We start from the raw sequence: 961 nt of genomic DNA, 5'->3' as shown, positions 1-961 counted from the left end.
GCAATTAATGCATTTTCAAGGATTTCGCCATGAAGCGCCTGATCTCTTCCCTTGCCGCGCTCCTCGCGGTCGCCTGCCTCGTGTCGGCCTGTGGTCAAAAAGGCCCGCTGTACCTGCCGGACGATAGCCAGGACCCTGCAGAGCAGGCACAGTCCTCGCAAAAGCAGCCGTCCAAGTCGCACAAGCACGACGTCTACCAATAAGGGAACCTCATGGACGCTTTTAACTACCGTGACGGTGAACTGTTCGCGGAAGGTGTTGCCCTGTCTGCCATCGCAGAGCGCTTCGGTACACCGACCTACGTTTACTCGCGCGCGCACATCGAAGCCCAATACCTGGCGTACGCCGATGCGCTGGCCGGCATGCCGCACCTGGTGTGCTTTGCGGTCAAGGCCAACTCCAACCTGGGCGTACTGAATGTCCTGGCGCGTCTGGGCGCCGGTTTCGACATCGTTTCCCGTGGCGAACTGGAACGCGTACTGGCTGCCGGCGGCAGTGCCGAAAAGATCGTGTTCTCCGGCGTCGGCAAGACCCGTGACGACATGCGTCGCGCCCTGGAAGTCGGCGTGCACTGCTTCAACGTCGAATCCACCGACGAGCTGGAACGTCTGCAGATCGTCGCCGCCGAGCTGGGCGTTCGCGCGCCGATTTCGCTGCGCGTCAACCCGGACGTCGATGCTGGCACCCACCCGTACATTTCCACCGGCCTCAAAGAGAACAAGTTCGGCATCGCCATCGCCGACGCTGAAGACGTCTACGTGCGTGCCGCGCAACTGCCAAACCTGGAAGTGGTCGGTGTCGATTGCCACATCGGCTCGCAACTGACCACCCTGCCGCCATTCATCGACGCCCTCGACCGCCTCCTGGGCCTGGTCGACCGTCTCGGCGATTGCGGCATCTACCTGCGCCACATCGATCTCGGTGGCGGCCTGGGCGTGCGTTATCGCGATGAAGAGCCGCC

At 62.4% G+C, this 961-nt stretch carries 2 protein-coding genes; both read left to right on the top strand.

Going from position 1 to position 961, the window contains the following annotated elements; genetic code table 11:
* Window positions 1–29: 29 nt before the first annotated feature.
* Complete coding sequence (locus D8V06_RS29070; RefSeq protein ID WP_082557570.1) at window positions 30–203, top strand: lipoprotein; 174 nt, start codon at window positions 30–32, stop codon at window positions 201–203.
* 9 nt (window positions 204–212) lie between these two features.
* Window positions 213–961, top strand: a 749-nt coding sequence (gene lysA / locus D8V06_RS29065; protein ID WP_130932333.1) for a diaminopimelate decarboxylase, incomplete at its 3' end; no start/stop codon positions are given.

Source organism: Pseudomonas sp. Sample_24, assembly GCF_004307605.1.
GTDB lineage: Bacteria > Pseudomonadota > Gammaproteobacteria > Pseudomonadales > Pseudomonadaceae > Aquipseudomonas.
Note: the sequence above shows the minus strand (reverse complement) of the source record. Positions and strands in the feature narration are given on the sequence as shown.